A 25859-nucleotide genomic window follows, 5' to 3' on the forward strand; every position below is an offset into this window, starting at 1 on the left:
GCGCGTGGCGCCCGTTTTGGGCTTCACGCGCGCGTGGGGGGCGTTTCGGTCGGTGTCCTTCAAGGACCTGACGTGTCGCCCGCGGTGTCGCCGCCGCCGTCCGTCGGACCCTGCGACACCGGCGGCTCACTGCTCGTCCCGGTCGACGGCTGCGAAGACGCCGTGTTCGTCGGCGTCGTTTCCGTGGCGGGATCCGACGGCTCGTCCGAGGGCTGGCTCGTGTAGCTCGGGGACGGTGTGTACGACGGGGTGTAGTGCGAACCGCCGCCCGTGTTGGTGCTGTCGTCCGTGGACGTGTCCGTCGCGGTGTCCGTGGACTCGTCGCTGGGACTCGCGCTGGACTGGTCGTCCTTGCTGGACGGCGTGGTCGTCGGCGACTGGGTCGTGCCGGTCCCGCCGCCGCTGCCGCTGCCACCCGTCTTGTGGAGCGCGAGCGCGACCCCCGCCGCGATCGCGATCACCGCGAGGACCGCGAGGATCCACAGCTTGCCGCGGCCGCTGCCGTGGTTGCCATGCCCCTCGAAGCCGCCGTCGTCCCCGCCGCTGCCGTACGGCGGGATGATCGGCGCCGGGATCTGCGTGGTGCCGGCGTCACCGGGGTGCGGTAGGGCGGTCGTGCCGGCGAAGCCGGACGCCGGGGTGTGCAGCCCCTCGTGCATGGTGACCGGGCCGGTGTTCCAGGTGCCGGTGTGACTGCCCTGGTCGTACAGCATCTGCAGGCCGTACTGGACCAGGCCGCGCATCTCCTCGGCGGTCTGGAAGCGGTCGTCCGGCTCCTTCGCGAGCGAGCGCATGACGAGCCCGTCGAGCTCCGGCGGCGCCCCCTGCGCGACCTCCGACGGGGGCACCGGGATGTCCTGGACGTGCTGGTAGACCACCGACAGCGGCGTCTCGCCGATGAACGGGGGCCGCAGCGCGAGGAGTTCGTAGAGCAGACAGCCGGTCGCGTACAGGTCGGAGCGGTAGTCGACGGCCTTGCCCAGCGCCTGCTCCGGGGAGAGGTACTGCGGCGTGCCCATGACCATGCCGGTCTGGGTCATCGTCGACTGCGCGCCGTGCAGGGCGCGCGCGATGCCGAAGTCCATCACCTTCACGGCGCCGGTGTTCGTGATGATCACGTTCGCCGGCTTGATGTCGCGGTGCACGATGCCGTGCTGGTGCGAGTAGGCGAGCGCCTCCAGGACACCGGAGACGATGATCAGCGCCTGCTCGGGCCCGGGGGCCTCGGCGTTGATCAGCAGATCGCGGATCGTGCGGCCCTCGACGAGCTCCATCACGATGTACGGGACGACTCCGTGGCCGACCGCGTCCTCGCCCGAGTCGTACACGGCGACGACGGCATGGTGGTTGAGTCCGGCCACCGACTGTGCCTCACGCGTGAAGCGGGCCTTGGACACCGGGTCCTCGGCCAGGTCGGAGCGGAGCAGCTTGACCGCCACGGTGCGCCCGAGGCGCACGTCCTCGGCCGCAAACACCTCGGCCATGCCGCCCCGGCCTAGTCTGTGGGTCAGCCGATACCGGCCGTCCCCCACAAGTCCGCCGTTACCCCACATCTCCGGCGCATCTGACATACCGCCGCCAGTCGCCTCGGGGTCGGACGGGCCCTGAGCGCGCTGCTGCTGTGCCATCAGTCCTCGCCGTCGTTTCTGCCCGCGGTCTGCGCGGTGGTTGTTACGGTCTCCGTCGGGCCACGCTACAGGCTTTGCGCAAGGCTCCGGCCCGAGATGGAAGTGAGATGGACCGGTCATCAAACCCGTCACAGGTACCCACGTGCAAATTCTGTGCACCGCCCGCACGTCACCTGTAACGCTTCCGCGACGCTTCTTTCGCAGACGGTCACGGAACGGGCACCGCGCTTGACGTGTAAGTGCCCTACGGCAGACTTGGCCGGGAATCAGCCAATCGATCACCGAAACACAGATCGATCACGGACCGCGGGGGCCGATCGGCCGCTGCCGCTGCGCCGATGGGGGACGCAGAACATGAGCCAGGACGGCGCACAGGGCCGGTACGCGCGGCGCGCGGTCGCCGGCGGCCGCTACCAGCTGCGCGATCTGCTCGGCGAGGGCGGCATGGCCTCGGTGCATCTCGCGTACGACTCGGTGCTCGACCGCCAGGTCGCGATCAAGACACTGCACACCGAGCTCGGCCGCGAGCAGGCCTTCCGCGAGCGCTTCCGCCGTGAGGCCCAGGTGGTGGCGAAACTCACGCACACGAACATCGTCTCCGTCTTCGACACCGGCGAGGACGACCTGGGCGGCGCGACGACTCCGTACATCGTCGTCGAGGGCCGCCCGCTCGGCTCCGTGCTCGACCAGGACATCGCGCAGTACGGCGCCATACCCGCCGACAAGGCCCTGAAGGTCACCGTGGACGTGCTGGCGGCCCTGGAGATCAGCCATGAGATGGGCCTGGTCCACCGGGACATCAAGCCGGGCAACGTGATGATGACGAAGCGCGGTGTCGTCAAGGTGATGGACTTCGGCATCGCCCGCGCCATGCAGTCCGGTGTCACCTCGATGACGCAGACCGGCATGGTCGTCGGCACCCCGCAGTACCTCTCGCCGGAGCAGGCGCTCGGCAGAGGCGTGGACGCCAGATCCGATCTGTACTCCGTCGGCATCATGCTGTTCCAACTGGTCACCGGGCGGCTGCCGTTCGAGGCGGACTCGCCGCTGGCCATCGCGTACGCGCATGTCCAGGAGGAGCCGGTCGCGCCCTCCTCGATCAATCGCTCGCTGCCCCCGGCGGTGGACGCGCTGGTCGCCCGCGCGCTGAAGAAGAACCCGAACGAACGTTTCCCGAGCGCCGAGACCATGCGCGACGAGTGCCTGCGCGTGGCCCAGTCGTTGCAGGCCGCGGCGCCGAGCATCGTGCCGGGAGCCAGGACGTCGAACGGCGCGGGCGTCGCCTCCGCCGTCTTCCCGCCCGTCGACCGGGCGATGCCGGCCCCGGGCCCCGTACAGACGCCGTACCAGCCCGGTCCGTACGGTCCGCCGGCCCCGACGCCCGCGCCGTTCCCGGCCTCTGCTCCCGCCTACGGCTATCCGCAGCAGGGCGGCTATCAGGCGCCGCCGCAGAGCACGGCCTACGGCCCGCAGCAGGGCGTGTCGACCCCGCCGCCGTACCACCTCATGCCCCAGTCCACGGCCCCCGTCCCGGGCGGCGGCCGCCAGGGCAACGAGGGCAACAAGGCAGTCGTCATCGGCTCGATCGTGGTCGCCCTCGTCGCCGTCGGCGGCCTGATCACCGCCCTCGCCCTGAACGGCGGCAACGGCGACAACCAAGGAGGAGGCGGCACCACCACCAGTCAGTCGCCGTCCGTGGCTGCGGGGCACAAGGGTCCGGACACGTCGAAGACGATCGACAAGGAGAAGTGCACGGATCCGCAGGAGTCGTACAACGACCCGCACAAGATCCAGATCCCGGATTTCCAGTACAAGAACCTGGCGTCCGTGAAGTCCTGCTTCCAGGCCGCGGGCTGGCAGATGAAGATCAAGAACGTCGACGAGAGCACCTACGGCCAGGACACGGTCATGGACCAGTTCCCGTCCGCGGGTTACGACGTCGACCCCAAGAACATGCCGGAGATCGAGCTGAGCGTCTCGACGGGCAACCCGTCCTGACGATCGGCGCCTGCGGAGGATCGACGCGGACAGCGGGCCCGGCACTCTCGTGCCGGGCCCGTTTCGGATGCGGTGCGGTCCGGGGCTACAGGTACGGGCCGCCCGAGCGGCTGCCCGCGCGCGGGTCCTCGTCGCCGTCCATACCGCCGACCCCCGGCGGGAGCGCGCGGCGCATCTGCTCCAGCTGGGCCCTGGCCGCCATCTGCTGGGCGAACAGCGCCGTCTGGATCCCGTGGAAGAGGCCCTCGAGCCAGCCCACCAGCTGGGCCTGCGCGATGCGCAGCTCGGCGTCGCTGGGAATCGCTTCGTCCGTGAAGGGCAGCGAGAGCCGCTCCAGCTCCTCGACCAGCTCGGGCGCCAGGCCGTCCTCCAACTCCTTCACGGAACTGGCGTGGATCTCCTTGAGCCGGACCCGGCTCGCCTCGTCCAGAGGTGCGGCGCGCACCTCTTCGAGAAGTTGCTTGATCATGCTCCCGATACGCATGACCTTGGCGGGCTGTTCGACCATCTCTGTCACCGGGACCTCGCGGGAGTCCTCGTCACCGGTGCCGCCGAGAGCCATCCCGTCCTGGCCCACGACCAGGATCTGGGGGTTCTCCGGCGACCTTTCGCTCCTCGGCATCTCCATGCCGCCATTCTCTCGCACCCCTACACCCCATCACGGTGGTGGCCCCCGCGTAGCGTGATCCACCATCCGGGCGATCGTCGAGATGCCAGGAAGGAGGCGGCATGTGAGGCTTGCCCCATTGATCATGGAACTCCTCATCGGGAGGGGGCACCCTCGTGACTCCATGCCACACACCATGCCCTGGCGCGCTGCGCGTGGCCGGACTGCTGCTGGTCCTGGCAACCGGCGCGTTACCCCCTTCGTACGCTGCCTCGGGCCCCACCCAGCCGGTCCCGACCGCGGGCGCCTCCCGCGCGGGGAGCGGCGCGGGTGAGGGCCGTGCGCGGCCGGGGCGCGAGAAGCCCGCGCGGCGGGACGAGGACGACGGCGCGGGCGACGAGGACACCGCGCCGACGTACACGGACCGCGACCCCACCGGAAAGACCGGAGAGACCGGGAAGACCGCGGGGGCCGGCGAGACCGGGGAGCCGGCGGAGTCCGGAGAGAGCGCCGTCCCGGACCGCCCGGAGGCCACCGTCACCCCCGAGGCGTCGCGGCACGCGGCCGTCCCCGCCGAGCAGCACGTCGTGCGCCCCGGCACCGCTTCGGAACCGGTGCTGCGGATCCTGCCCCTCGGCAGCGGGCTGATCCTCATCGGCCTGGGCCTGGGCCTGGCCTTCTTCGCCCTGCGCCTGCGGCGCAGCTGAGCGGATCACTCCGCGGCGCCGGGCCCCGTCGACCTGGTCGACCTAACTAGACCTGGTCGACCTGGACCTGGTCGGGAGCGACGAGCAGTACCTTCCCGATGTGACCGCTCCCCTCCAGGACCCGGTGTCCCGCCGCGGCCTCGCTCATCGGCAGCTCGCGGTCGATGACCGGGCGTACGTGACCGGAGGCGATCAGCGGCCACACGTGCTCGCGTACGGCCGCGACGATCGCCGCCTTCTCGCCGAGCGGGCGGGCGCGCAGCGAGGTGGCGCTGATCGCGGCGCGCTTGGCGAGGAGCGCACCGATGTTCAGCTCGCCCTTGACGCCCCCCTGCAGGCCGATGATCGCGAGCCGTCCGTTGACCGCGAGGGCCCGCACATTCCGGTCGAGGTACTTGGCGCCCATGTTGTCGAGGATGACGTCGGCACCGGCGCCGTCCGTGGCCTGGTCGATCTCCTCGACGAAGTCCTGCTCGCGGTAGTTGATGAGGATGTCCGCGCCGAGCTCGGCGCAGACGTCGAGCTTCTCCTTGGTACCCGCCGTGACCGCGACCTTCGCGCCGACGGCCTTGGCGAGCTGGATCGCCATGGTGCCGATGCCGCTGGAGCCGCCGTGCACGAGGAGGGTCTCGGCGGGGCGCAGGTGGGCGATCATGAAGACGTTCGACCAGACGGTGCAGGTCACCTCCGGCAGGGCGGCCGCCTGCTTGAGGTCCAGGCCCTCGGGCACGGGCAGCAGCTGCCCGGCCGGGACGGCGACCTTCTGCGCGTATCCACCGCCCGCGAGCAGCGCGCACACCTCGTCGCCGACGGTCCACCCGGAGACACCGGGCCCGATCTCGACAATCCGGCCCGAGCACTCGAGACCGGGGTACGGGGAGGCGCCGGGCGGCGGATCGTAGAAGCCCTGCCGTTGCATCAGATCGGCGCGGTTGACGGCACTGGCCACCACCTCGACGAGCACTTCACCCTCGCCGGGCACGGGGTCCGGGACCTCGTCCCACACCAGCGCCTCGGGCCCACCAGGTTCAGGAATGGTGATCGCGTACATGAGAGGGACGCTACTCCTGCGGGACGGGACGGGGCGCGGCCCCGTCTCCCGCGGGAAACGGGTCGCGACCACTGACTACGCCTTGGGCACCGGCCGGGTGTCCGGTACCACCCGGGTGCTCGGGGTGACCCGCACGCCGCGCGTCGCGTCCTCGACGACCCCGCACACCCCTCGGCGGTCGCCGCCTCGACCGTCTTGGAGACGGGCGATCGCATCATGGCCCGGATGTTTCACGTGAAACACTCATCGGTCCGGCATACCGTCCGGTTCATGCCCCGACTCAGGTCAGGCATGCCCCCCGATACCGGCCAACGCCCAGGGCAGGTCCAGGAGCTCCAGTTCCTGGCCCGGGTGGGCGCCGCCGGGCGGTACGACCACGAGGGCGTCGGCCGCCGCGATACCGCGCAGCATGGCCGGACCGCTGTAGTGCAGCGGCACGGCCCGGTCGGCACGCACCACGACGGGGACGAGCCGGGTGTCGTACGGGTGCCCGTGCACCGCGTCCTTCAGAGGCAGCGTGTACGGCTCCGGGGCCGTGCGTCCCGCCAGGGTGCGCAGGAGGGGCTCGGCGAGCGTGAGCAGGCCGGAGACGGCCGCCAGGGGGTTGCCGGGCAGGCCGACGAGGTGCTGGTTCTCCTTGGTGCGGGCCAGGAGCATGGGGTGGCCCGGGCGGACCTTGACGCCGTCCACGAGGAGTTGGGCACCGATGCGGCTCAGGGTGGGGTGGACGTGGTCGACGGGGCCCGCGGCGGTGCCGCCGGTCGTGACGATCAGGTCGGCGTCGGAGCGGGTGATCGCCTTGTGCAGGTCCTTGGCGTCGTCGCCGAGCCTGCGCACCGCGACGACCTCGGCGCCGAGCGCGCGCAGCCAGGGCGGCAGCATCGGGCCGAGCGCGTCCCGGATCAGGCCCTCCTGGGGGAGTCCCTCAGTCAGCAACTCGTCGCCCAGGACGATGACTTCGGCGCGGGGGCGGGGGACGGCGGTGAGGGTGTCGTATCCGGCGGCCGCGGCGAGGCCGAGTACGGCGGGGGTGACCAGGGCGCCGGGCGGAAGGAGTTGGTCGCCGCTGCGGCACTCCTGGCCGCGCGGGCGGATGTCCTGCCCGTGCATGGCCTCCAAGGTGGCGTGCAGCCGCCCCTTGTCGTCGAGGCGCCCGTGCTCACTGCGCAGCACGGCGGTGGCGTCCTGAGGGATGCGCGCGCCGGTGGCGATCCGCACCGCCTCACCGTCGGTGAGCGGCTCGGGCTTCGCGTGGCCCGCGAGCACGCGCTCCTCGCGGACGTCCCAGGGGCCGGGTCCGGCGACCGCCCAGCCGTCCATCGCGGAGGTGTCGAAGGAGGGGAGGTCGGTGAGCGCGGTGAGCGGGGCGGCGAGGACCAGGCCGAGGGCGGCGTCGAGGGGCACGGAGACGGGGGCACGGCGCGGGGTGGAACGGGCGGCCCGCTCGGCGGTCGTACGGGCCCCGGGCCAGGGGGTGGCCTTGTGGTGCCGGCTGTCCTTGGGGGCGTGCGCGTGGCTCTCGCCCTCGGGGGTGGGCGCGGGGACGGCCGCGCCTCGGGGGTCCTTGACCAAGGCCAGGGCCTCCTCCACGTCGAGGTCGTCGGCGTCCTGGCCGGCCGGTCGGGCGCGTGGCACGCTCATCCGGCGTCCGGCTTGGCGTCGGGGGTGTCCTCGTCCGCCCAGCGGAGCGCCAGCGCGGCGGCCTTGCGGGCGGCCTCGGCCACGGCCTCGGGGCCTCCCCCGGCCCGCGCGGCGGCGTACCCGACGAGGAACGTGGTCAGCGGTGCCGCGGGCCGGGCCACACCGTGCGCGGCGTCGCGGGCCAGGTCGAGCAGCACGCCGGTATCGACGTCCAGGTCGATGCCCAGCTCGTCCTTGACTGCGGAGATCCATTCATCCAACACGTGCCCATGCTCCCTGATACGTGCCCGGGCGGCGGCGATGTCGTCCCAGGTGTCGCAGTCGAAGGACGCGACGGGGTCGGAGATGCGGGTGAGGTCGAGCACGGCGGTGAGGCGCCGCAGCGGCAGCCCGGTCAGTCCGCCGTGCGCGGCGGCGAGCTCGGCCAGCTCCCGGCGCAGGGCCCCCGCGCGGTAGGCGGCCACGAGCGGCTGGTCGCGGCCGTCGGGGTCGGTGAGCAGCACGCCTTCGGGTTTCGCCGAGTCCTCGGGTGCGCCGCCGGCCCGAAGGGCGCTCAGCAGGCGCCGTACCGTCCCGTCGTCCAAGAACGGCAGGTCGGCGGAGAGCACCACGACGTACTCCGCGGTGGTGCTCCGCAGTCCGGCGTCGAGCGCCGCGAGCGGCCCCCCGCCGGGCGGGTCCTCGCGGGCCCACGCCACCGGGCGCGCGGTCGCCCTGGGCTCGGCGACGACCACCGTGGCAGTGGCACCGGCGCAGGCGGCGAGCACCCGGTCGAGGAGCGGGCGCCCGCCCACGCGCAGGCCGGGCTTGTCCGCGCCGCCCAGCCTGCGGGCGGCGCCGCCCGCGAGCACCACGGCGTCGTACGTGGCAACGGGACCCAGGGTGCCCGGTGGCTCGTACGGGGCGGCGGGGCCGGGGGTGCCCGGCGGCTCGTACGCGGTCATCCCCCGAGTATGCGTGCCGCCTCGATCACAGGGAACGCAGGAGTACCGCCGGCTGTTCGACGCAGTCCGCCACATGGCGCAGGAAGCCGCCCGCCGTGCCGCCGTCGCACACCCGGTGGTCGAAGGTCAGCGAAAGCTGGACGACCTGCCGCACGGCCAGCTCGCCCTCGTACACCCAGGGCTTGGGGACGATCCGGCCGACGCCGAGCATGGCCGCCTCGGGGTGGTTGATGATCGGCGTGGAGCCGTCCACGCCGAACACTCCGTAGTTGTTCAAGGTGAAGGTGCCGCCCGTGAGTTCCGCGGGCGTCAGCGTCCCCGTGTGCGCGGCCTCGGTGAGCCGGACGAACTCCGCGCTCAGCGACTCCGCGTCGCGCGCGTGGGCGTCCCGTACGACGGGAACGACGAGGCCACGCTCGGTCTGCGCCGCGAAGCCCAGGTGGACCTGGTCGAGTCGGACGATCTCGCGGGCTTCCATGTCGACCGTGGAGTTGAGCTCCGGGTAGCGGGCCAGGGCGGCGGTGCAGATGCGGGCGAGCAGCGCGAGGAGGGAGATCTTCGGGCCGCCGGTGGAATTCATCGCCACGCGCGCGTGCATCAGTTCCGTGGCGTCGGCATCCACCCAGCAGGTCGCGTCGGGGATCTCGCGCCGACTGCGGGAGAGCTTGTCGGCGACCGCGCCGCGGATGCCGCGGAGGGGGATGCGGGCGCCCTGTGCGGGAGCGGGCGCCTGCGCGGGCCGGAACACGGGTGCCGCCGCCTCGTGGACGACGGGCGGGACGGGTGGCAGCACCTCGAGGGCCGACGCCACAGCGGGCGGGCGCGCCCGCCCGGTCGCCGCGCGCAGCGCGTGCTCGACATCCGTCCGCAGAATGAGCCCGTCGGGTCCTGAGCCCCTCACCTCCCGCAGATCCACGCCGTTCTCGCGGGCGAGCCGGCGCACCAGCGGGGAGATCACCGGCACGGGCCCGTCCCCGCTCTCCACGGCGGGCGCGCCTGGGGCGGGCTCTGCCGGGCCCGTGGCGCGAGAGGCACCGCTGGGGCCTCCCGCGGGGTCGGGCCGCTGCGGGCGTACCCTCCTGCGCCGCGCCGGAGGCGCCCCGGTGCCGTACCCCACCAGTACGTTGCCGGAGCCCTCCTCCTCGCCGCCGGAGGCCGGCGCGCCGACCGCGACGGTCAGCAGGGGCGAGCCCACGGGCAGTTCCGTTCCCTCCTCGCCGAAGCGGGCGGTGACCACGCCCCCGTAGGGGCAGGGGACCTCGACCATCGCCTTGGCGGTCTCGACCTCCACGACGGGCTGGTCGACGGCGACGACGTCGCCGACCTCCACCAGCCAGCGGACGATCTCCGCCTCGGTGAGGCCCTCCCCGAGGTCGGGGAGCTTGAACTCGAGCACTTGGGCCATCAGCTGTCCGCCTCCCATTGCAGGCGCCCCACGGCGTCCAGGATCCGGTCGACGCCGGGCAGGTGGTGCCGCTCCAGCATCGGCGGCGGATACGGGATGTCGAAGCCGGCGACACGCAGCACCGGCGCCTCCAGGTGGTGGAAGCAGCGCTCGGTGACGCGGGCCGCGATCTCCCCGCCGGGGCCGCCGAACCCGCCCGACTCGTGCACGACGACCGCGCGGCCGGTCCGCCGCACGGACGCGGCCACCGTCTCGTCGTCGAACGGCACCAGGGAGCGCAGGTCGACGACTTCGAGGTCCCAGCCCTCGGCCCGCGCCGCCTCGGCCGCCTCCAGGCAGACGGGCACGGACGGCCCGTAGGTGATGAGCGTGGCGCTGCGGCCCGAGCGCCGCACCACCGCGCGGCCTATCGGTTCAACGGCCCCCGGCTCGTCGGGGTTCCAGGAATCCTTCGACCAGTACAGGCGCTTGGGCTCCAGGAAGACGACCGGGTCGTCGGAGGCGATGGCGGCGCGCAGCAGTCCGTAGGCGTCGGCGACCGTCGCGGGCGTGACGACATGGAGCCCCGGAGTCGCCATGTAGTACGCCTCGGAGGAGTCGCTGTGGTGTTCGACTCCGCCGATGCCGCCGCCGTACGGGACACGGATGGTGATCGGCAGCGGCATGGCGCCGCGGGTGCGGTTGCGCATCCGGGCCACGTGCGAGATCAGCTGCTCGAACGCCGGGTAGGCGAACGCGTCGAACTGCATCTCCACGACCGGCCGCAGCCCGTACATGGCCATGCCGACGGCCGCCCCGAGGATGCCCGCCTCGGCGAGCGGGGTGTCCGTGCAGCGGTCCTCGCCGAACTCCTTGGCGAGTCCGTCGGTGACACGGAAGACTCCGCCGAGGGTGCCGACGTCCTCGCCCATGACGTGGACAGCCGGGTCGGCGGCCATCGCGTCGCGCAGCGCGCGCGTGAGGGCCTGCGCCATGGTGGCGGGTTTGAGCGCGACGGTGGTCATCGGCCCGTACCTTCCGACGCGGCCCCGGATTCCGGCCCCGATGCGGCCTCGGCCGCGAGCTCCGCGCGCAACTGCGCCTCCTGTTCGAGCAGTTGCGGAGTGGGTTCGGCATAGACGTGGGCGAAGAGGTCCATGGGGTCGAGCACCGGGTCCTGGTTCATCCGCGCGCGCAGGTCCGCGGCCATCGTCTCGGCGGCCTCGCGGGCGGCCCGTATGCCGTCGTCGTCGAGCAGGCCGCGCTCGGTCAACTCGTGTTCCAGGAGGGCGATCGGGTCGTGTGCGCGCCAGGTCTCGACCTCGGCGTCGCCGCGGTAGCGGGTGGCGTCGTCGGCGTTGGTGTGGGCCTCGATGCGGTACGTCACGGCCTCGACGAGGGTCGGACCGCCTCCCGCGCGCGCGTGGCGCACGGCGTCGCTCAGCACCTCGTGCACGGCGGCGGCGTCGTTGCCGTCGACCAGTCGCCCGGGCATGCCGTAGCCGACGGCCTTGTGGGCCAGGGAGGGGGCGGCGGTCTGCTTGGCGAGCGGGACGGAGATGGCGAAGCCGTTGTTCTGGACGAGGAAGACGACCGGGGCCTGCCAGACGGCGGCGAAGTTCAGCGCCTCGTGGAAGTCGCCCTCACTGGTGCCGCCGTCGCCGACCAGGGCGAGCGCGACCACGTCGTCGCCCTTGAGGCGGGCGGCGTGCGCGAGACCCACGGCGTGCGGGAGCTGGGTGGCGAGGGGGGTGCACAGGGGCGCGATGCGGTGCTCGTGGGGGTCGTACCCGGTGTGCCAGTCGCCGCGCAGGAGGGTCAGGGCCTGGACGGGGTCCAGGCCGCGGGCGACGGCGGCGAGGGTGTCGCGGTAGCTCGGGAAGAGCCAGTCGCGCTCCTGAAGGACGAGCGCGGCGGCGACCTCGCAGGCCTCCTGACCGGTGCTGGAGGGGTAGACGGCAAGGCGGCCCTGCTTGGTGAGGGCGGTGGCCTGCGCGTTGTAGCGGCGGCCGCGCACCAGCTCCGCGTAGAGCCGGCGCAGCAGACCCGGGTCGACCTGCGCGGCCGCTTCGGTGCCGAGGACGCGGTGGGGCAGCGCGTCGGGCAGCAGCGGCGCGGGGTCGGTGCGGGGCTGCCAGGCGGGCGGCGGCGTGGGCCGGTAAGCGCCTCGCTGCTCCATGACCGTCATGACGGCACCTCCTCGTGGGAGCGGCTTCGGACGCGTCACGAGTGTGAGGCGCCTCACCTACCGATTGTTCGGTCGTCGGCACATTTTGGCTACAGGCACGGCCAGGCTGTGGACAAACGGTTCTGCACAGCCTGAGATGGACGCAGTACGTCCATGGTAGGGAGGCGGGGGGACATGGCACCTGAACAAATGGCCGAGCCGCCGGAGGCCGGCCCCGTCCCGCCACCCGCCCGCCCGCTCGACGCCATCGATCAGGACATCCTGCAGATGCTCCAGGCGGACGGCCGCGCCTCGATACGGTCCGTGGCCGAACGGGTCCATGTGTCCCGCGCCAACGCCTACGCGCGGATCAACCGGCTCATCGAGGACGGCGTGATCCGCGGCTTCGGAGCGCGCGTCGACCACGAACGCGCCGGGCAGGGCACCTCGGCGTACATCACCCTCAAGATCGTGCAGAACTCCTGGCGCACGGTCCGCGAGCAGCTCAGGGTGCTTCCCGGGGCCTCCCACATCGCGCTGGTGGGCGGCGACTTCGACGTACTGCTGCTGGTGCACACGCCGGACAACAGGGCGCTGCGCGAGCTGGTCCTCACCCGGCTCCAGGCCATCCCCGAGGTGCTGAGCACGCGGACGCTGCTGGTGTTCGAGGAGGAGGATCTGGAACCGGAGGGCTGAGCCCCTCTTGACCGGCAGGGCTGACCGGCTCGACCGGCAGGGCTGATCCGCCGGCGATCGCGGGCGTTCAGGACTCCTTTCGGAGCCCTCCGAAAACCAACTGCGCCACCGCGTCGGCGACTTCCCGCTCGCTCATGCCCCGCCCGTCCGGCCGGTACCACTCCACTATCGAGTTGATCATTCCGAAGACCAGCCGGGTGGCGAGCCGTACCTCCACGTCGCCCCGTACGTCCCCGTCGGCGGCCGCGGCCTTCAGCAGCTCGGCGACCTGGTGGTCGAAGTCGCGGCGCCGCTCCAGGGCCCAGCGCTCGGTGTCCGTGTTGCCGCGCACGCGCAGCAGCAGGGTCACGTACGGCAGCTCGGCGGTGAGTACCTCGACCATGCGCCGTACGACGTACTCCAGGCGCTCCACGGCACGCCCCACGCGCGCGTGCTCCTCGTCGAGGATCCCGAAGAGGCCGTCGAGGGCCCGGCTGACGGCGCGGCGCAGCAGCTCCTCCTTGCCCGCGACGTGGTGGTATATCGACGATTTGGAGATACCGGCGGCCTTGGAGAGGTGCTCCATGGAGGTGCCGTCGTAGCCGCGCTCGTTGAAGACCTGGACGGCGACGGAGAGCAGGGTCTCGGGGGTGTACGTGTCGCGCTTGGCGGTGGTCATGAGGTTCCCTCCCGCGGCTCGGTGGTCATGAGGTGCCCTCCCGCTTCTCGGTGGCGTAGGCGTGGCGGTAGAGCGCGAGGGAGGGTGCGTAGCGTCCGGAGGGGTCACGCTGGTGCAGGTCGTCCAGGAGGGAGCACGCCCAGCTGCGGCCGAGTCTGCGGCACCATTCGAAGGGGCCCAGGGGGTAGTTGACGCCGAGTCGCATCGCGGTGTCGATGTCCTCCTCGGTGGCGACTCCCTTGGCGACGGCGTCGTGCGCCAGGTCGACGATCCGGGCCACGGTCCGGGCGACGATCATGCCGGGGACGTCACCGATGACGCTGACGCTCTTGCCGAGCGCCTGGAAGAGGCCGACGGCCTCGGAGAGGGTCTGGGGGGCGGTGTCCTGAGAGGCCGACAGGGCGATCCGGGTCGCCCTGCGGTAGTCGAGCGCCAGGTCGAAGTAGACGACGTCGCGGAACTCGACCGAGGTCTGACCGTCGGCGAGGACCAGCTGCCCGCCGCTGGGCAGCACCAGGCGGGTCCCGTGGTCCTCCTCGTCCTCACGGACCTGGATGCCCGCCTCGCGGATCAGCGCGAGCAGTTCGGAGGCCGGGCCCAGATCGCCCTCGGCGACGACGTACGCGGGCGCCTGGGCCGACTCCGCGGTATGCGGTTCGGGGCGCTCGGCGTCGGCCCCGTGGTCGTACCAGCCGTGCCCCGTCTTGCGGCCGAGCCGGCCGGACTCGACGAGCCGCCGCTGGGCGAGCGAGGGCGTGAAGCGCACGTCCTGGAAGAAGGACTGCCACACGGAGTGCGTGACGGACTCGTTGACGTCCTGGCCGATCAGGTCGGTCAGCTCGAAGGCGCCCATCCGGAAGCCGCCGGACTCGCGCAGGACCGCGTCGATGGTGGCGGGGTCGGCGGCCTGCGCCTCGTACACCGCGAAGGCCTCGGCGTAGAAGGGCCGGGCGATGCGGTTGACGATGAATCCGGGGGTGTCGGCGCAGGCGACGGGGGTCTTCCCCCAGGCGCGTGCCGTCTCGTACGCGCGCGTGGCCGACGAGAAGTCGCTCGCGTACCCGGAGACGACTTCCACCAGCGGCAGCAGCGGCGCGGGGTTGAAGAAGTGCAGTCCGACCAGGCGGCCGGGGTTGCGCAGGGCGCCGCCGATGGCCGTGACGGACAGGGAGGAGGTGTTGGTGGCGAGCAGACAGTCGTGCTCGACGATGTCCTCGAGTTCGCGGAACAGCTGCTGTTTCACCTCGAGTTGTTCGAGCACGGCCTCGACGACGAGCGCGCAGTCCGCCAGCTCGGCGAGGCTCTGCGCGGGGTGCAGCCGGGCGCGGGCGGCGTCTCGGTCGGCGCCGGTGAGCCGGTCCTTCTCGACAAGCCGGTCGAGGCGGACGCCGATCGCTTCGGCCGCCGCGTCGGCACGCCCGGGAATCGTGTCGTAGAGCCGCACGGGGTGGCCCGCGACCAGCGCGACCTGGGCGATGCCCTGGCCCATGGTGCCGGTGCCGACGACGGCCACGGGGCTGCTGAGGTCGAGTGCTGTCATGTGCGCGATCCTCCCGCACGGGGTTTTCCACAGATGCGGCGGACCCCCTTGTCCCGACCGATCGTTCGGTTACTCTAACTCTGTCCGGCTGTTTCTGCCCAGGTCATGAGCTCGAAGAAGAGTTCTTGAGACGAGGAGATGGTCCCTGATGGCCGCCGAACCGACCGCACACGAGCTGATCGCCCAGCACCGGCCCACCCTCGACCAGGCGCTGGAAGCGATCCGTACGCGCGCGTACTGGTCCCCGCACCCCGAGCACCCGAAGGCATACGGGGAGAACGGCAGTCTGAGCATGGCCGAGGGCAAGGCCGCCTTCGACGCCCTCCTCGGCAGCCGCCTCGACCTCGGCCAGCCCGGCACCGACGACTGGGTGGGCGGCGAGGTCTCCCCGTACGGCATCGAGCTGGGCGTCACCTACCCGCACGCGGACGTCGACGTGCTGCTGCCCGCCATGCGGGCCGGACAGCGGGCCTGGCGGGACGCGGGCGCGGAAACCCGCGCCGTGGTCTGTCTGGAGATCCTCAAGCGGATCGCCGACCGCACGCACGAGTTCGCGCACGCGGTCATGCACACCAGCGGCCAGGCCTTCATGATGGCGTTCCAGGCGGGCGGCCCGCACGCGCAGGACCGCGGCCTGGAGGCGGTGGCGTACGCGTACGCGGAGCAGGTCCGCACCCCGGACACCGCGGAGTGGACCAAGCCCCAGGGCAAGCGCGACCCGCTCGCGATGACCAAGCGGTTCACGCCGGTGCCGCGCGGCACCGCGCTGGTGATCGGCTGCAACACCTTCCCGACGTGGAACGGCTATCCGGGCCTGTTCGCCTCCCTGGCCACCGGCAACGCTGTGCTCGTCAAGCCCCACCCGCGCGCGGTGCTGCCGCTCGCGCTCACCGTGCAGGTCGCGCGCCAGGTGCTCACCGCGGCGGGCTTCGACCCGAACCTGGTGGCGCTGGCCGCCGAACGCGCCGGAGAGGGCATCGCCAAGACCCTCGCCGTGCGCCCCGAGATCCGGATCATCGACTACACCGGCTCGACGGCGTTCGGCGACTGGCTGGAGACCCACGCCCGCCAGGCGCAGGTCTACACGGAGAAGGCCGGCGTCAACACGGTGATCGTGGAGTCGACCGACGACTACAAGGGGATGCTGTCCAACCTGGCCTTCTCCTTGTCCCTGTACAGCGGCCAGATGTGCACGACCCCGCAGAACCTCCTCATCCCGCGCGACGGCATCCGTACGGAGGAGGGCCCCAAGTCGTACGACGAGGTGGTCGCCGACCTCGCCAGGTCGGTCGACGGACTCCTCGGGGACGACGCGCGGGCCAATGGGCTGCTGGGCGCCATCGTGAACCCTGACGTGAAGGCCCGGCTCGAGGCCGCGGCGGGGCTCGGCGAGGTCGCGCTCGCCTCACGGGAGATCAGCAACTCGGAGTTCCCGGACGCCGTGGTCCGCACGCCGGTGATCGTGAAGCTCGACGGGGCGCGGAAGTACTGGGAGGGGGCGGACGACGAGGCCGCTTACATGAGCGAGTGCTTCGGGCCGGTCTCCTTCGCGGTCGCGGTCGACTCGGCGGCGGACGCGGTGGAGCTGCTGCGGCGGACCGTCCGGGACAAGGGGGCGATGACCGTCGGGGCGTACACCACCGACGAGGTCGTCGAGCAGGCCGTACAGGAGGCCTGCCTGGAGGAGTGTGCCCAGCTGTCGCTGAATCTGACGGGCGGGGTGTACGTCAATCAGACGGCGGCGTTCTCGGACTTCCACGGGTCGGGTGGCAACCCGGCCGCCAACGCCGCCCTGTGCGACGGCGCGTTCGTGGCCAATCGGTTCCGGGTGGTGGAGGTTCGGCGTTAGGTGTCCGCCGGGGGCGCCCCTTACGCGGCGCTCCAGTGGAACAAAGTCATGGCCACGCTCGTCGCCAGGTTGTAACTGGAGACCTGGGGGCGCATAGGAAGGGACACCAAGTGGTCGGCACGCGCGCGTAGCTCGGGGGAAAGGCCACTGCGCTCGGAGCCGAAGGCGAGCACGGCGTCGTCCGGGAGCTTCAGCCCCCGGATGTCCTCGCCCTCCGGGTCGAGGGCGAACACCGGCCCGGACGGCAGCTCGGCCACCGTCAGCCGCTCCACCGCGGTCGCGAAGTGCAGACCCGCCCCACCGCGCACCACCGTGGGATGCCAGGGGTCGAGGGTGCCCGTCGTCACGACACCGGTCGCGCCGAAACCGGCCGCGAGACGGATCACGGCCCCGGCGTTCCCGAGGTTGCGCGGGTGGTCGAGGACGACCACGGGCGCGGTGCGGGGGGTGCGGGCCAGCGCCCGCAGATTGGCGTCACGGGAAGGACGTACCGCCAAAGCGGCCACCGCGGTGGGGTGCGGACGCGCGACGAGGGACCGGTAGGTGGCCTCCGGGACCTCCACCAGGAGGCCGTCCAGGGTGTCCCGTACATCCGGAGCCAGCTCGTCGGCGAGGGCGAGCGCCGCCTGCCGGTCGACGGCGACCGCCACCAGGACCTCGGCGCGGAAGCGCACCGCGTGCTTGAGGGCGTGGAAGCCGTCGAGCAGGACGGAGGTGTCGGCGAGGCGGTGCCAGGCGCTCACAGGGGCCTGCGGGCGGTCGCACACCGAGTCCTGTGGACGGTCTTGTGGGCGGTCTTGTGGGCGGTCTTGTGGGCAGTCTTGTGGACGGTCCGTACGGTCGCTTGCGGGGTCCTTCATGTGGTGAAGCCTACGGGCGGGTCCTCGACGGGCTCCGGGGTGCGCGGGCCCCGTGCGACGCGCTGGCCCGGCAGCTTGCGGACGCCGCCCCGAAACAGCCGCCCACGCGCGCGTGCCGCCCATCCGCCGAGGCGCCGCAGGAAGGACGTCGGCAGGAACACCGCGTCGGCGGCGATCATCGCCAGCGAGAAGAACGGCAGCCCGAGGACCACGGCGATCACGGCGTGCTCGGTCATCATGGCAGCCAGCAGGACGTTCTTGACCCGCCGGTTGAACAGGGTGAAGGGGAACGCGACCTGCACGATGACCGTCCCGTAGGTCACCAGCATCACCATCGTGCCGTGCGCGGCCAGCAGGTTGGAGAGGGCGGGCCAGGGCGAGAAGTAGTCCAGGTGGAGCGGGTAGTAGACGGCCGTGCCGTCCTGCCAGCGCGAACCCTGGATCTTGTACCAGCCGGCGGTCGCGTAGATCAGACATGCCTCGGCCATGATCACCAGCAGGGCCGCGTTGTGCACGGCGTTGGCGATGACGTCCAGCAGGATCCGCGGGGCCGCGGTGCGCGCGTGGCGGCCGACGGCCCACCACAGCGCCTGCACCGCCCACATCCCCCAGAAGACCACCAGCCAGCCGGAGCCGAGCCGCCCCGTGAACGTCACCGCGGCCAGCAGCAGGCCGAGGCCTCCCCACAGGGCGAGACCGACCCGGTCCAGGCCCTCGGACCGGAAGCCCTCGACGCGGGAGTCCTCGACGCGGGAGTCCTCGGCCCGGAAGTCCTCGGCCCGTGAGCCCTCGGCCCGGGGAAGGTCTCCACGCGCGCGTGCCTCTCGGGCGAGCCGGGTATGCCGGGCCCGCCGGGCGTCCAGCGACCACACCTGTCCGCAGCGCGTGAACACCAGGTAGATCGCCATCAGGTGGATGACGTTGTCGCCGCCGTCGCCCATGAAGATGCTGCGGTTCTGCAGCGAGAGCACGCCGACCATGAAGAGCACGGACATCGTGCGGGTCCGCCAGCCCACCAGCAGCAGGGCGCTGGACAGGACGGCGAGGGCGTAGACGGTCTCGAACCACACCTGGCTGTCGGACCACATCAGGACCGTGAAGGCGTGGTTGTCCCCGATGAGCCGCTGGGCGAGGTCCCAGCTCCACGGTCCGTCGGGGCCGTACAACTCCTGGCGGTGCGGGAACTCGCGCAGCAGGAACAGCAGCCAGGTGGCGGAGAAGCCGATGCGGATCACGGCCGCCTGGTACGGGCCGAGGGCGGCGTCGGTGACCTGGGCGATGCCGCGCGAGATCGACAGCGCGAAGCGGTTCATCGGGCGCTCGCCTCCGTCGTCCGCGCGTTCGTCACGTCTTCCTCGGGGACGGTCCACCAGGGCAGCTCACGCAGGACGGGCTTGTCGGACACCTGCTCCTCGCTCCACTTGGGGGGCTGTACGTCGGTGGTGCGGGAGCGGACCTGGACGCGTTCGACGACGGCGCCCCCGCCGCCCGCCCGCTCGCGTTCGAGGCGCAGCACGACGATGCGGCGCAGATAGCGTTCGGAGAGGTCGCCGCGCAGGCCCGCCGGGCGGTTCTCGTTGTCGTGCGTGCCGATGTAGAAGTCCCAGGCCCGGCGCAACTCGTTCTGCTGGGTGTGGCTCGGCAGCAGATTGCCGTCGATCGCCGCGCCGTCGAGCGCGGACAGGTCGTACCAGCCGGTTTCGCTGATGCCGTCGTCCGCGGTGCGGACCTGGGCACGGACCTGGACGTCGATGTTCTGCTGCAGCGGGTTGGGCGCGAAGAGCTTCCAGTTCTGTTCGAACTCCGGGTAGATCCACTCGTCGATCGCCCGGCCGTGCTGCTTGGTGACCGTGTTCGAGGGCGCGACGTGCAGGAACACCATGCCGAGGTGCACACAGGCGGTGACCGCGACGACCGCGAGGGCGAGGGCGGCGGCGATCTGGTAGCGGAGGGGGAGGGCGGCGATGCCGGTGGGTGTGGGGGTGGGGGTGGGTGTCTCGGGTGCGGGTTCCTGAACGGCAGGCTCCTGGACGGGAGGTTCGTGACCCGAGAAGTCTTGGGCGGCGGGCTCCTGACCAGGGGGTTCCCGGTCGGTGGAGGGGGAGCTGTCGGGGGCGGAACCCGTGGAGGCGGGGCCCTCTGGCGGGGAGCCGTCGGGTGCGTCCGGCCGGTGCCGGGCGTTCGAGCCCTCGTCGTACGCGTCCATTCCGCCCCGATTCCCGATCCCCGTCCGATTCCCGCCGCCGGGCCGCGCGACACCGTGGCACCGGCGCGCACCACACCGCGGCGTGCGCACGGGAACGGTACTCAGGCCGGACCGCCCGGCACAGCCCCAAAAGGCACAGCGAGCCCAGCGGCGGCCCCGAGGTTATCCACAGCGATTGAGCGATTGACACCTTACGGCGCCCGTCCCGCCATGGAAACGAGCAAACCGAACGTTCGGTAGATAAGGGGAGAGGCTTCGACAGTCGAGCATGGCCGGCCGTTCCCTTCTTGTAGAACCTGTTCTATCTTGACGCTCCGTCAGATCAGGTGTCCCGCCTGGTCGGTGGGCCGGTGCGTGGGAGGACAGGACCGTGGACTTCACCTTCACCGAGGAGCAGCAGGCGGCGGCCGAGGCGGCGAGGGCGGTGTTCGGCGGGGTCGCGCCGGACGGGGTGCCCAGCCCCGCGCTCACCACGGGCGCCGTCGCCGAAGACTTCGACCGGGCGCTGTGGGCGAGGCTCGCGGACGCGGACCTGTTGAGCCTGTTGCTGGACTCCGCGTACGGCGGGGCGGGCCTCGACGCGATCGCGTTGTGTCTGGTGCTCCGCGAGGCGGCGAAGGTGCTCGCACGGGTGCCGCTGCTGGAGAACACTGCGGCGGCGCTGGTCATACAGATGTACGGCGGGGAGGAGTCGAAGGCGGAACTGCTCGCGCGGGCGGGCCGGGGTGAGGTCGTACTGACCGTCGCCGCCAACGGCCGGACCGGGCACGACCCGGCCGAACTCGCCGTGACCGCACGGCAGGACGGTGACGCGTGGGTGCTGGACGGGGTGCAGACGGCCGTTCCGTGGGCACAGAACGCCGACTTCACCGTCGTACCGGCGCACACGGGTGACGACCGGACCGTTCTCGCGCTGGTGCCCCGGATGCACGAGGGCGTCGTCCTCGGTGAGCAGATCTCCACGACCGGGGAGCGGCTCGGCGAGCTGCGCCTGGAGTCCGCGCGGATCGCCGCCCGGGATGTCATCGACGCGGACGGGGCGTGGGAACGGCTCCGGGAGCTGTTGGCCACCGGGACGTGCGCGCTGGCGCTCGGGCTCGGTGAGCGAGTGCTCGGCATGACGAGCGCGTACACCGGCAAGCGGGAGCAGTTCGGATTCCCGGTCGCCACGTTCCAGGCCGTCGCCGTACAGGCGGCCGACCGGTACATCGACCTGCGCGCGATGGAGGCGACGCTGTGGCAGGCCGCGTGGCGGATCAGTACGGGCACGGGGGGTGCGCTGCCCGCGTCCGGGGATGTGGCCGTCGCCAAGATCTGGGCGTCGGAAGGGGTACGGCGGGTCGTGCAGACCGCGCAGCATCTGCACGGGGGATTCGGTGCCGACGTCGACTATCCCCTGCACCGTTACCACGCCTGGGCCAAGCAGCTGGAGCTGTCGCTCGGACCGGCGGCGGCACATGAGGAGGCGCTGGGGGATCTGCTCGCGGCGTATCCACTGGGCTGAACGCCGGTGCCGGGTGCCAGGTGCCCAGGTGCTGGGTGCCGGGCGCCTACAGAACGAAGCCGGGGGCGCCCTTGTCGTCCACGACCGGGCGGCCGGTGGCGGCCCAGATCTGCATGCCGCCGTCGACGTTCACGGCGTCGATGCCCTGCTGGACCAGGTACTGCGTGACCTGGGCGGAACGGCCACCGGAGCGGCAGATCACATGAACCCTGCCGTCCTGCGGAGCCGCCTCCGTCAGCTCGCCGTAGCGCGCGACGAACTCACTGATGGGGATGTGCAGCGCCCCTTCGGCATGGCCTGCCTGCCACTCGTCGTCCTCCCGGACGTCCAGCAGGAAGTCTCCGTCCGCGAGATCCCCGACCTCGACCGTGGGCACACCAGATCCAAAACTCATACCCCGACGCTACCCGACCGGGCCGACGACCCGACCCAGCCGGGGGGAGGGAAGACCTGGCCGGGGAGGGAAGACCTGGCCGGGGGGGAGGGAAGACCTAGCCGACCAGTCGGGCCAGCTCCTGCTCGCGCTCGCCGACCTGGGCCAGCAGCTGTTCCGCGATCTGTTCGAGGAGCTGGTCGGGGTCGTCCGGGGCCAGCTTGAGCATGGCGCCGATGGCGCTCTCCTCGAGTTCCCGGGCGACCAGGGTGAGCAGTTCCTTGCGCTGGGAGAGCCATTCGAGGCGGGCATAGAGCTCCTCGCTGCGGCTCGGCTTCCACTCCTCGGGCACGGGGCCGGCGGCCCACTCCTCGGAGAGCTCCCTGAGCAGCGCCTCGTCGCCCCGGGCGTACGCGGCGTTGACCCGGGCGATGAACTCGTCGCGCCGCCTGCGCTCGTTCTCGTCCTGGGCCAGGTCGGGGTGGGCCTTGCGGGCCAGCTCGCGGTAGAGCTTGCGGGCCTCGTCGCTGGGGCGCACGCGCTGCGGGGGGCGCACGGGCTGATCCGTCAGCATCGCCACGGCCTCCGGGAACAGGCCCTCCGAGTCCATCCAGCCGTGGAACAGCTCCTCGACCCCGGGCATGGGCATGACCCGCGCCCGCGCCTCGTCCGCCTTGCGCAGGTCCTCCGGGTCACCGGTGCGCGCGGCCTGCGCCTCGGCGATCTGCGCGTCCAGCTCGTCGAGCCGGGAGTACATCGGGCCGAGCTTCTGGTGGTGCAGGCGCGAGAAGTTCTCGACCTCGACGCGGAAGGTCTCCACGGCGATCTCGAACTCGATCAACGCCTGCTCGGCCGCCCGCACGGCCCGCTCCAACCGCTCCTCGGGTCGTGCCTGCGCCTCGGGCACCGCCTCCGGGGCATGCTCGCCCTGGGAAGGGACATCCCCCACCCCTTGGGGTCGGGCATCCTCGGCCTGGGTACGGTCGGACTGGCTGTGCTCGGCTTCCGGGGTCGTCACCCGACCAGCCTAGGCCACGACTCGCGGCGCTCACCCAGAACCACCGACTGGCCCACTGGTCGTGCGACACCTTGGCGATACTGCCCGCCCACCCCTCCACCCCCGCCCGGCCCCACTCCAAGGATCCCTGTCACCGCATCCAACGAGCACCCCTCGCAAAGGTCACCCATTCGACACAAGAACGTCAGTTCCCGCCTGGCGCTAGGCACGACACAGACCACCGGCACTCACTCCCGCTCACCAGAACATGCTCGAGCGCACTCCAGCGGCAGCAGCTCAAACCCCCAACTCCGCAGCCACCCGTCCCTCCCTGACCGCCGTCACCAGTTCCGCGTGGTCCGCTTCCGTGCGGTTCGCGTAGGCGACCGCGAAGGTGGCGATGGCCTCGTCGAGTTCCTCGCTCTTTCCGCAGTAGCCGGCAATCAGGCGGGGGTCGACGCTGTGGGTGTGGGCGCGGGCGAGGAGGGCTCCGGTCATGCGGGCGTAGTCGTCGACCTGGTCGGCGGCGAGGGCGGCGGGGTCGACGCTGCCCTTGCGGTTGCGGAACTGGCGTACCTGGAAGGGGCGGCCCTCGACCGTGGTCCAGCCCAGCAGGATGTCGCTGACGACTTGCATGCGCTTCTGGCCGAGGACGACACGGCGGCCCTCGTGCGGCACGTCGGGTATCGCATGGCCGGCCGTCGCCAGGTGCGGGAGCAGCGCCGAGGCCCGCGCCTCCTTCACCTGGAGGACGAGGGGTTCGCCGCGGTGGTCCAGGAGCAGCACGACATAGGAGCGGGTGCCGACGCTGCCCGTGCCGACGACGCGGAAGGCGACGTCATGCACCGCGTAACGGGCGAGGAGGGGGAGGCGGTCCTCCGAGACAGTGGTCAGATAGTGCTCCAGCGAGGCCGCTACCGCCGCCGCCTCCGCGTCGGGTACGCGGCGCAGCACCGGCGGCGCGTCCACGAAGCGGCGGCCGTCGCCCTCCACCTGCCGGGTCGACTTGGCGGCGAACCGCCCGCTGGTGTTGGCCCGCGCCTTCTCCATGACCCGCTCCAGCGTGCCGAGCAGGTCGTGAGCGTCGGTGTGCGAGACGAGTTCCTCGTCCGCGATGGCGTTCCACGCGTCCAGCACCGGGAGCTTCGCGAGCAGGCGCATCGTGCGTCGGTACGCACCGACCGTGTCGCGGGCCGCCTTGCGGCAGGTGTCCTCGTCCGCGCCGGCCTCCCGGGCCGCGAGGACGAGCGAGGTGGCGAGGCGCTTGAGGTCCCACTCCCAGGGGCCGTGCACCGTCTCGTCGAAGTCGTTCAGATCGATGACCAGGCCGCCGCGCGCGTCGCCGTACAGGCCGAAGTTCGCCGCGTGGGCGTCGCCGCAGATCTGGGCGGCGATGCCGGTCATGGGGGTGCGGGCGAGGTCGTACGCCATGAGGCCGGCCGAACCGCGCAGGAAGGCGAAGGGGGTGGCGGCCATCCTCCCGACCCGTATCGGAGTGAGCTCCGAAATCCTGCCGCGGTTGGACTCCTCGACCGCGCTCACCGCGTCCGGCCGGTCGGTGTCGAAGCTCAGCTCGGCGTGCGCGCCGCGCGGCACCTGCCTGCGCAGTGCCTTGCCCTCTTCCTTGGGTGACCCCTGTACGGGCCGGCCCGCGAACCCCCGCACCGCGAAGACCCCGGAGACCCTGGGCGTCTGCTGTCCCTGATCCCCTGTACCGAGCTCCGTCATTCCGACTGCCTCCCCCGTGCGCACGAACATCAACTCGTGATGACCGTACAGGCGGTGGCCGAAACGCGTCAGACCCTGTGGACAACTCCGCGCCTGTGGAAAACTCCACAGCTCGCCTACCGCCTCCGGGGCACTACCGGGTCACTCCGGGGCACTCCCGAGTCACTTCCGGAGTTCCTCCGGGCACAGCGGGCTCCCCGGCAGGTACTTCTCCGCCCACGTTCCGAGCTCGTGGAGCGCGGGTTCCAGTGCGGCGCCCGCTTCCGTCAGGCCGTACGAGACCCGCAGCGGGGGGCCTTCGTCGACCTCGCGCACGACCAGGCCCGCCGCGCCGAGTTCCGTGAGGCGGTCGGAGAGCATCCGTTCGCTGATGCCGGGGATCGCCCTGCGCAGATCGGCGAAGTGCGCGGGGTGCTGCAGCAGCACGGCCACGATCAGGCCCGTCCAGCGCTTTCCGAGCAGCTGGAAGACGCGGGTCATGTCCTCGTCGACCTTCTGGCACGGCCCCGCGTCGTGAGTCCCCGGCTCTGGCATGGGTCCAGGGTACTGCGTTCTCGTAGGGGGATGAAAAAAAGTAAGTAGCTGTGTTATTTCTAGTCCAGTACGAAAAGTTCGTTCACTCTCTCCTTGGAGATCTCCATGGCCACCCTCCTCCACATCGACTCGTCCGTGTTCCCGGGCGCCGCCTCCGCCTCCCGCACCGTGACGGACGCCTTCCGCAAGACCTGGGAGGAGCAGCACCCGCAGGGCACCGTGGTCTACCGCGACCTCGCCGTGAACCCGGTGCCGCACATCACGGCCGACGCCCACACGGCCGGTTTCGCCCCCGCGGACGCGCACACCCCGGAGCAGGCCGCGGCCTTCGCCGAGCGCGTCAAGTTCATAGAGGAGCTGGAGCAGGCGGACGCGATCCTGATCGGCGCGCCCATGTACAACTTCACGATCCCCTCGACCCTCAAGGCGTGGCTGGACCAGGTGATCCTCATCGGCCGCACCGCCATGAGCGAGGACTCGAAGGTCGCGGGCACCCCGGTCACGGTCGTCGCCAGCCGCGGCGGCTCCTACGCGCCGGGCACCCCGCGCGAGGGCTACGAGTACGTCCAGAACTACCTGGAGGCCATCCTCCGCGACACCCTCGCCCTGGACGTCCACTTCATCGTCCCGGAGCTCACGATGGCACCGCACAACCCGGCGATGGCCGACCTGATCCCCATGTACGAGGCCTCCCGCGCCCAGGCCGTCGACGAGGCGGTCACGAAGGCCAAGGAGTTCGCCGAGCGCTTCGCCGCGTAACCCCTCCGGGAACAGCCGGGTACGGCCA

General features: G+C 71.7%; 23 protein-coding genes. 6 read left to right on the forward strand and 17 right to left on the reverse strand.

The window, feature by feature from the left end; all coding sequences use genetic code 11:
- Positions 1-59 precede the first annotated feature (59 nt).
- The gene (locus OG747_RS21485; RefSeq protein WP_405880956.1) at positions 60-1628 is read right to left on the reverse strand and encodes a protein kinase domain-containing protein; all 1569 of its coding nucleotides are present in this window, start codon (positions 1626-1628) and stop codon (positions 60-62) included.
- A 354-nt stretch (positions 1629-1982) separates the two neighbouring features.
- On the opposite strand from OG747_RS21485, the gene OG747_RS21490 reads away from it, so the two are divergent.
- Complete coding sequence (locus OG747_RS21490; protein ID WP_405880957.1) at positions 1983-3626, forward strand: protein kinase domain-containing protein; 1644 nt, start codon at positions 1983-1985, stop codon at positions 3624-3626.
- Between the two features lie 85 nt (positions 3627-3711).
- Here OG747_RS21490 and OG747_RS21495 read toward each other — a convergent pair whose 3' ends face one another.
- Entirely contained in the window at positions 3712-4254 is a 543-nt protein-coding gene (locus tag OG747_RS21495) for a bacterial proteasome activator family protein (RefSeq protein WP_405880959.1), read from the reverse strand.
- Between the two features lie 194 nt (positions 4255-4448).
- Here OG747_RS21495 and OG747_RS21500 point away from each other — a divergent pair, with 194 nt between their 5' ends.
- Positions 4449-4940 (forward strand): hypothetical protein, encoded by a 492-nt coding sequence (locus OG747_RS21500; protein WP_405880960.1) that lies wholly within the window; start codon positions 4449-4451, stop codon positions 4938-4940.
- A 46-nt stretch (positions 4941-4986) separates the two neighbouring features.
- On the opposite strand, the gene OG747_RS21505 is transcribed toward OG747_RS21500, so the two are convergent.
- The 6 genes from OG747_RS21505 to pdhA form a co-directional block, all read right to left on the reverse strand.
- Complete coding sequence (locus tag OG747_RS21505; RefSeq protein ID WP_405880961.1) at positions 4987-5991, reverse strand: NAD(P)H-quinone oxidoreductase; 1005 nt, start codon at positions 5989-5991, stop codon at positions 4987-4989.
- A 285-nt stretch (positions 5992-6276) separates the two neighbouring features.
- Positions 6277-7632, reverse strand: a complete 1356-nt coding sequence (locus tag OG747_RS21510; RefSeq protein ID WP_405880962.1) for a molybdopterin molybdotransferase MoeA — start codon at positions 7630-7632, stop codon at positions 6277-6279.
- A complete protein-coding gene (locus OG747_RS21515; protein ID WP_405880964.1) occupies positions 7629-8576 on the reverse strand; it encodes an NTP transferase domain-containing protein in 948 nt (315 codons plus the stop codon). Before OG747_RS21515 ends, OG747_RS21510 begins: the two co-directional genes overlap by 4 nt.
- A 25-nt stretch (positions 8577-8601) precedes the next feature.
- Positions 8602-9981 (reverse strand): dihydrolipoamide acetyltransferase family protein, encoded by a 1380-nt coding sequence (locus OG747_RS21520; protein WP_405880965.1) that lies wholly within the window; start codon positions 9979-9981, stop codon positions 8602-8604.
- On the reverse strand, positions 9981-10985 hold the full coding sequence (locus tag OG747_RS21525) for an alpha-ketoacid dehydrogenase subunit beta (RefSeq protein ID WP_405880966.1): 1005 nt from the start codon (positions 10983-10985) through the stop codon (positions 9981-9983). The genes OG747_RS21520 and OG747_RS21525 overlap by 1 nt, the downstream gene beginning before the upstream one ends.
- Positions 10982-12148, reverse strand: a complete 1167-nt coding sequence (gene pdhA, locus OG747_RS21530; protein WP_405880968.1) for a pyruvate dehydrogenase (acetyl-transferring) E1 component subunit alpha — start codon at positions 12146-12148, stop codon at positions 10982-10984. The genes OG747_RS21525 and pdhA overlap by 4 nt, the downstream gene beginning before the upstream one ends.
- 174 nt (positions 12149-12322) lie before the next feature.
- On the opposite strand from pdhA, the gene OG747_RS21535 reads away from it, so the two are divergent.
- On the forward strand, positions 12323-12823 hold the full coding sequence (locus tag OG747_RS21535; RefSeq protein ID WP_373558965.1) for an Lrp/AsnC family transcriptional regulator: 501 nt from the start codon (positions 12323-12325) through the stop codon (positions 12821-12823).
- Between the two features lie 67 nt (positions 12824-12890).
- On the opposite strand, the gene OG747_RS21540 is transcribed toward OG747_RS21535, so the two are convergent.
- Complete coding sequence (locus OG747_RS21540; protein WP_405880969.1) at positions 12891-13481, reverse strand: TetR/AcrR family transcriptional regulator; 591 nt, start codon at positions 13479-13481, stop codon at positions 12891-12893.
- A 25-nt stretch (positions 13482-13506) separates the two neighbouring features.
- Complete coding sequence (locus OG747_RS21545; RefSeq protein ID WP_405880970.1) at positions 13507-15021, reverse strand: 3-hydroxyacyl-CoA dehydrogenase; 1515 nt, start codon at positions 15019-15021, stop codon at positions 13507-13509.
- 148 nt (positions 15022-15169) lie between these two features.
- Here OG747_RS21545 and paaN point away from each other — a divergent pair, with 148 nt between their 5' ends.
- The gene (gene paaN / locus OG747_RS21550) at positions 15170-16870 is read left to right on the forward strand and encodes a phenylacetic acid degradation protein PaaN (RefSeq protein WP_405880971.1); all 1701 of its coding nucleotides are present in this window, start codon (positions 15170-15172) and stop codon (positions 16868-16870) included.
- 20 nt (positions 16871-16890) lie between these two features.
- On the opposite strand, the gene OG747_RS21555 is transcribed toward paaN, so the two are convergent.
- The 3 genes from OG747_RS21555 to OG747_RS21565 all read right to left on the reverse strand — a co-directional run bounded on the left by OG747_RS21555 (position 16891) and on the right by OG747_RS21565 (position 19936).
- Complete coding sequence (locus tag OG747_RS21555; protein WP_405880972.1) at positions 16891-17613, reverse strand: TrmH family RNA methyltransferase; 723 nt, start codon at positions 17611-17613, stop codon at positions 16891-16893.
- 113 nt (positions 17614-17726) lie between these two features.
- The gene (locus tag OG747_RS21560; protein WP_405880973.1) at positions 17727-19043 is read right to left on the reverse strand and encodes an HTTM domain-containing protein; all 1317 of its coding nucleotides are present in this window, start codon (positions 19041-19043) and stop codon (positions 17727-17729) included.
- Positions 19040-19936 (reverse strand): DUF5819 family protein, encoded by an 897-nt coding sequence (locus OG747_RS21565; RefSeq protein WP_405880974.1) that lies wholly within the window; start codon positions 19934-19936, stop codon positions 19040-19042. The genes OG747_RS21560 and OG747_RS21565 overlap by 4 nt, the downstream gene beginning before the upstream one ends.
- Before the next feature lie 370 nt (positions 19937-20306).
- Here OG747_RS21565 and OG747_RS21570 point away from each other — a divergent pair, with 370 nt between their 5' ends.
- Entirely contained in the window at positions 20307-21440 is a 1134-nt protein-coding gene (locus tag OG747_RS21570; RefSeq protein WP_405880975.1) for an acyl-CoA dehydrogenase family protein, read from the forward strand.
- A gap of 46 nt (positions 21441-21486) precedes the next feature.
- Here OG747_RS21570 and OG747_RS21575 read toward each other — a convergent pair whose 3' ends face one another.
- The 4 genes from OG747_RS21575 to OG747_RS21590 form a co-directional block, all read right to left on the reverse strand.
- The gene (locus OG747_RS21575) at positions 21487-21816 is read right to left on the reverse strand and encodes a rhodanese-like domain-containing protein (protein ID WP_405885622.1); all 330 of its coding nucleotides are present in this window, start codon (positions 21814-21816) and stop codon (positions 21487-21489) included.
- Between the two features lie 115 nt (positions 21817-21931).
- A complete protein-coding gene (locus tag OG747_RS21580; protein WP_405885623.1) occupies positions 21932-22762 on the reverse strand; it encodes a hypothetical protein in 831 nt (276 codons plus the stop codon).
- A gap of 345 nt (positions 22763-23107) precedes the next feature.
- Positions 23108-24538, reverse strand: a complete 1431-nt coding sequence (locus OG747_RS21585) for a DUF2252 domain-containing protein (protein WP_405880976.1) — start codon at positions 24536-24538, stop codon at positions 23108-23110.
- Between the two features lie 162 nt (positions 24539-24700).
- Positions 24701-25072 carry a winged helix-turn-helix transcriptional regulator gene (locus tag OG747_RS21590; protein WP_405880977.1) on the reverse strand — a complete coding sequence of 124 codons (372 nt, stop codon included), beginning with the start codon at positions 25070-25072 and terminating at the stop codon, positions 24701-24703.
- A gap of 105 nt (positions 25073-25177) precedes the next feature.
- On the opposite strand from OG747_RS21590, the gene OG747_RS21595 reads away from it, so the two are divergent.
- Entirely contained in the window at positions 25178-25831 is a 654-nt protein-coding gene (locus OG747_RS21595; protein WP_405880978.1) for an FMN-dependent NADH-azoreductase, read from the forward strand.
- Positions 25832-25859: the final 28 nt, after the last annotated feature.

The sequence above is a fragment of the Streptomyces sp. NBC_01384 genome, from assembly GCF_045040035.1.
GTDB lineage: Bacteria > Actinomycetota > Actinomycetes > Streptomycetales > Streptomycetaceae > Streptomyces.

Bases quoted from the DNA above. Each gene is read 5' to 3' on its own strand.
- OG747_RS21525 (WP_405880966.1), bottom strand. From the start codon at position 10,985: ATGACCACCGTCGCGCTCAAACCCGCCACCATGGCGCAGGCCCTCACG.
- OG747_RS21560 (WP_405880973.1), bottom strand. From the start codon at position 19,043: ATGAACCGCTTCGCGCTGTCGATCTCGCGCGGCATCGCCCAGGTCACC.
- OG747_RS21495 (WP_405880959.1), bottom strand. From the start codon at position 4,254: ATGGAGATGCCGAGGAGCGAAAGGTCGCCGGAGAACCCCCAGATCCTG.
- OG747_RS21515 (WP_405880964.1), bottom strand. From the start codon at position 8,576: ATGACCGCGTACGAGCCGCCGGGCACCCCCGGCCCCGCCGCCCCGTAC.
- OG747_RS21565 (WP_405880974.1), bottom strand. From the start codon at position 19,936: ATGGACGCGTACGACGAGGGCTCGAACGCCCGGCACCGGCCGGACGCA.
- OG747_RS21540 (WP_405880969.1), bottom strand. From the start codon at position 13,481: ATGACCACCGCCAAGCGCGACACGTACACCCCCGAGACCCTGCTCTCC.
- OG747_RS21505 (WP_405880961.1), bottom strand. From the start codon at position 5,991: ATGTACGCGATCACCATTCCTGAACCTGGTGGGCCCGAGGCGCTGGTG.
- OG747_RS21585 (WP_405880976.1), bottom strand. From the start codon at position 24,538: ATGACGGAGCTCGGTACAGGGGATCAGGGACAGCAGACGCCCAGGGTC.
- OG747_RS21510 (WP_405880962.1), bottom strand. From the start codon at position 7,632: ATGAGCGTGCCACGCGCCCGACCGGCCGGCCAGGACGCCGACGACCTC.
- OG747_RS21595 (WP_405880978.1), top strand. From the start codon at position 25,178: ATGGCCACCCTCCTCCACATCGACTCGTCCGTGTTCCCGGGCGCCGCC.
- OG747_RS21545 (WP_405880970.1), bottom strand. From the start codon at position 15,021: ATGACAGCACTCGACCTCAGCAGCCCCGTGGCCGTCGTCGGCACCGGC.
- paaN (WP_405880971.1), top strand. From the start codon at position 15,170: ATGGCCGCCGAACCGACCGCACACGAGCTGATCGCCCAGCACCGGCCC.
- pdhA (WP_405880968.1), bottom strand. From the start codon at position 12,148: ATGACGGTCATGGAGCAGCGAGGCGCTTACCGGCCCACGCCGCCGCCC.
- OG747_RS21485 (WP_405880956.1), bottom strand. From the start codon at position 1,628: ATGGCACAGCAGCAGCGCGCTCAGGGCCCGTCCGACCCCGAGGCGACT.
- OG747_RS21520 (WP_405880965.1), bottom strand. From the start codon at position 9,981: ATGGCCCAAGTGCTCGAGTTCAAGCTCCCCGACCTCGGGGAGGGCCTC.
- OG747_RS21535 (WP_373558965.1), top strand. From the start codon at position 12,323: ATGGCACCTGAACAAATGGCCGAGCCGCCGGAGGCCGGCCCCGTCCCG.
- OG747_RS21490 (WP_405880957.1), top strand. From the start codon at position 1,983: ATGAGCCAGGACGGCGCACAGGGCCGGTACGCGCGGCGCGCGGTCGCC.
- OG747_RS21590 (WP_405880977.1), bottom strand. From the start codon at position 25,072: ATGCCAGAGCCGGGGACTCACGACGCGGGGCCGTGCCAGAAGGTCGAC.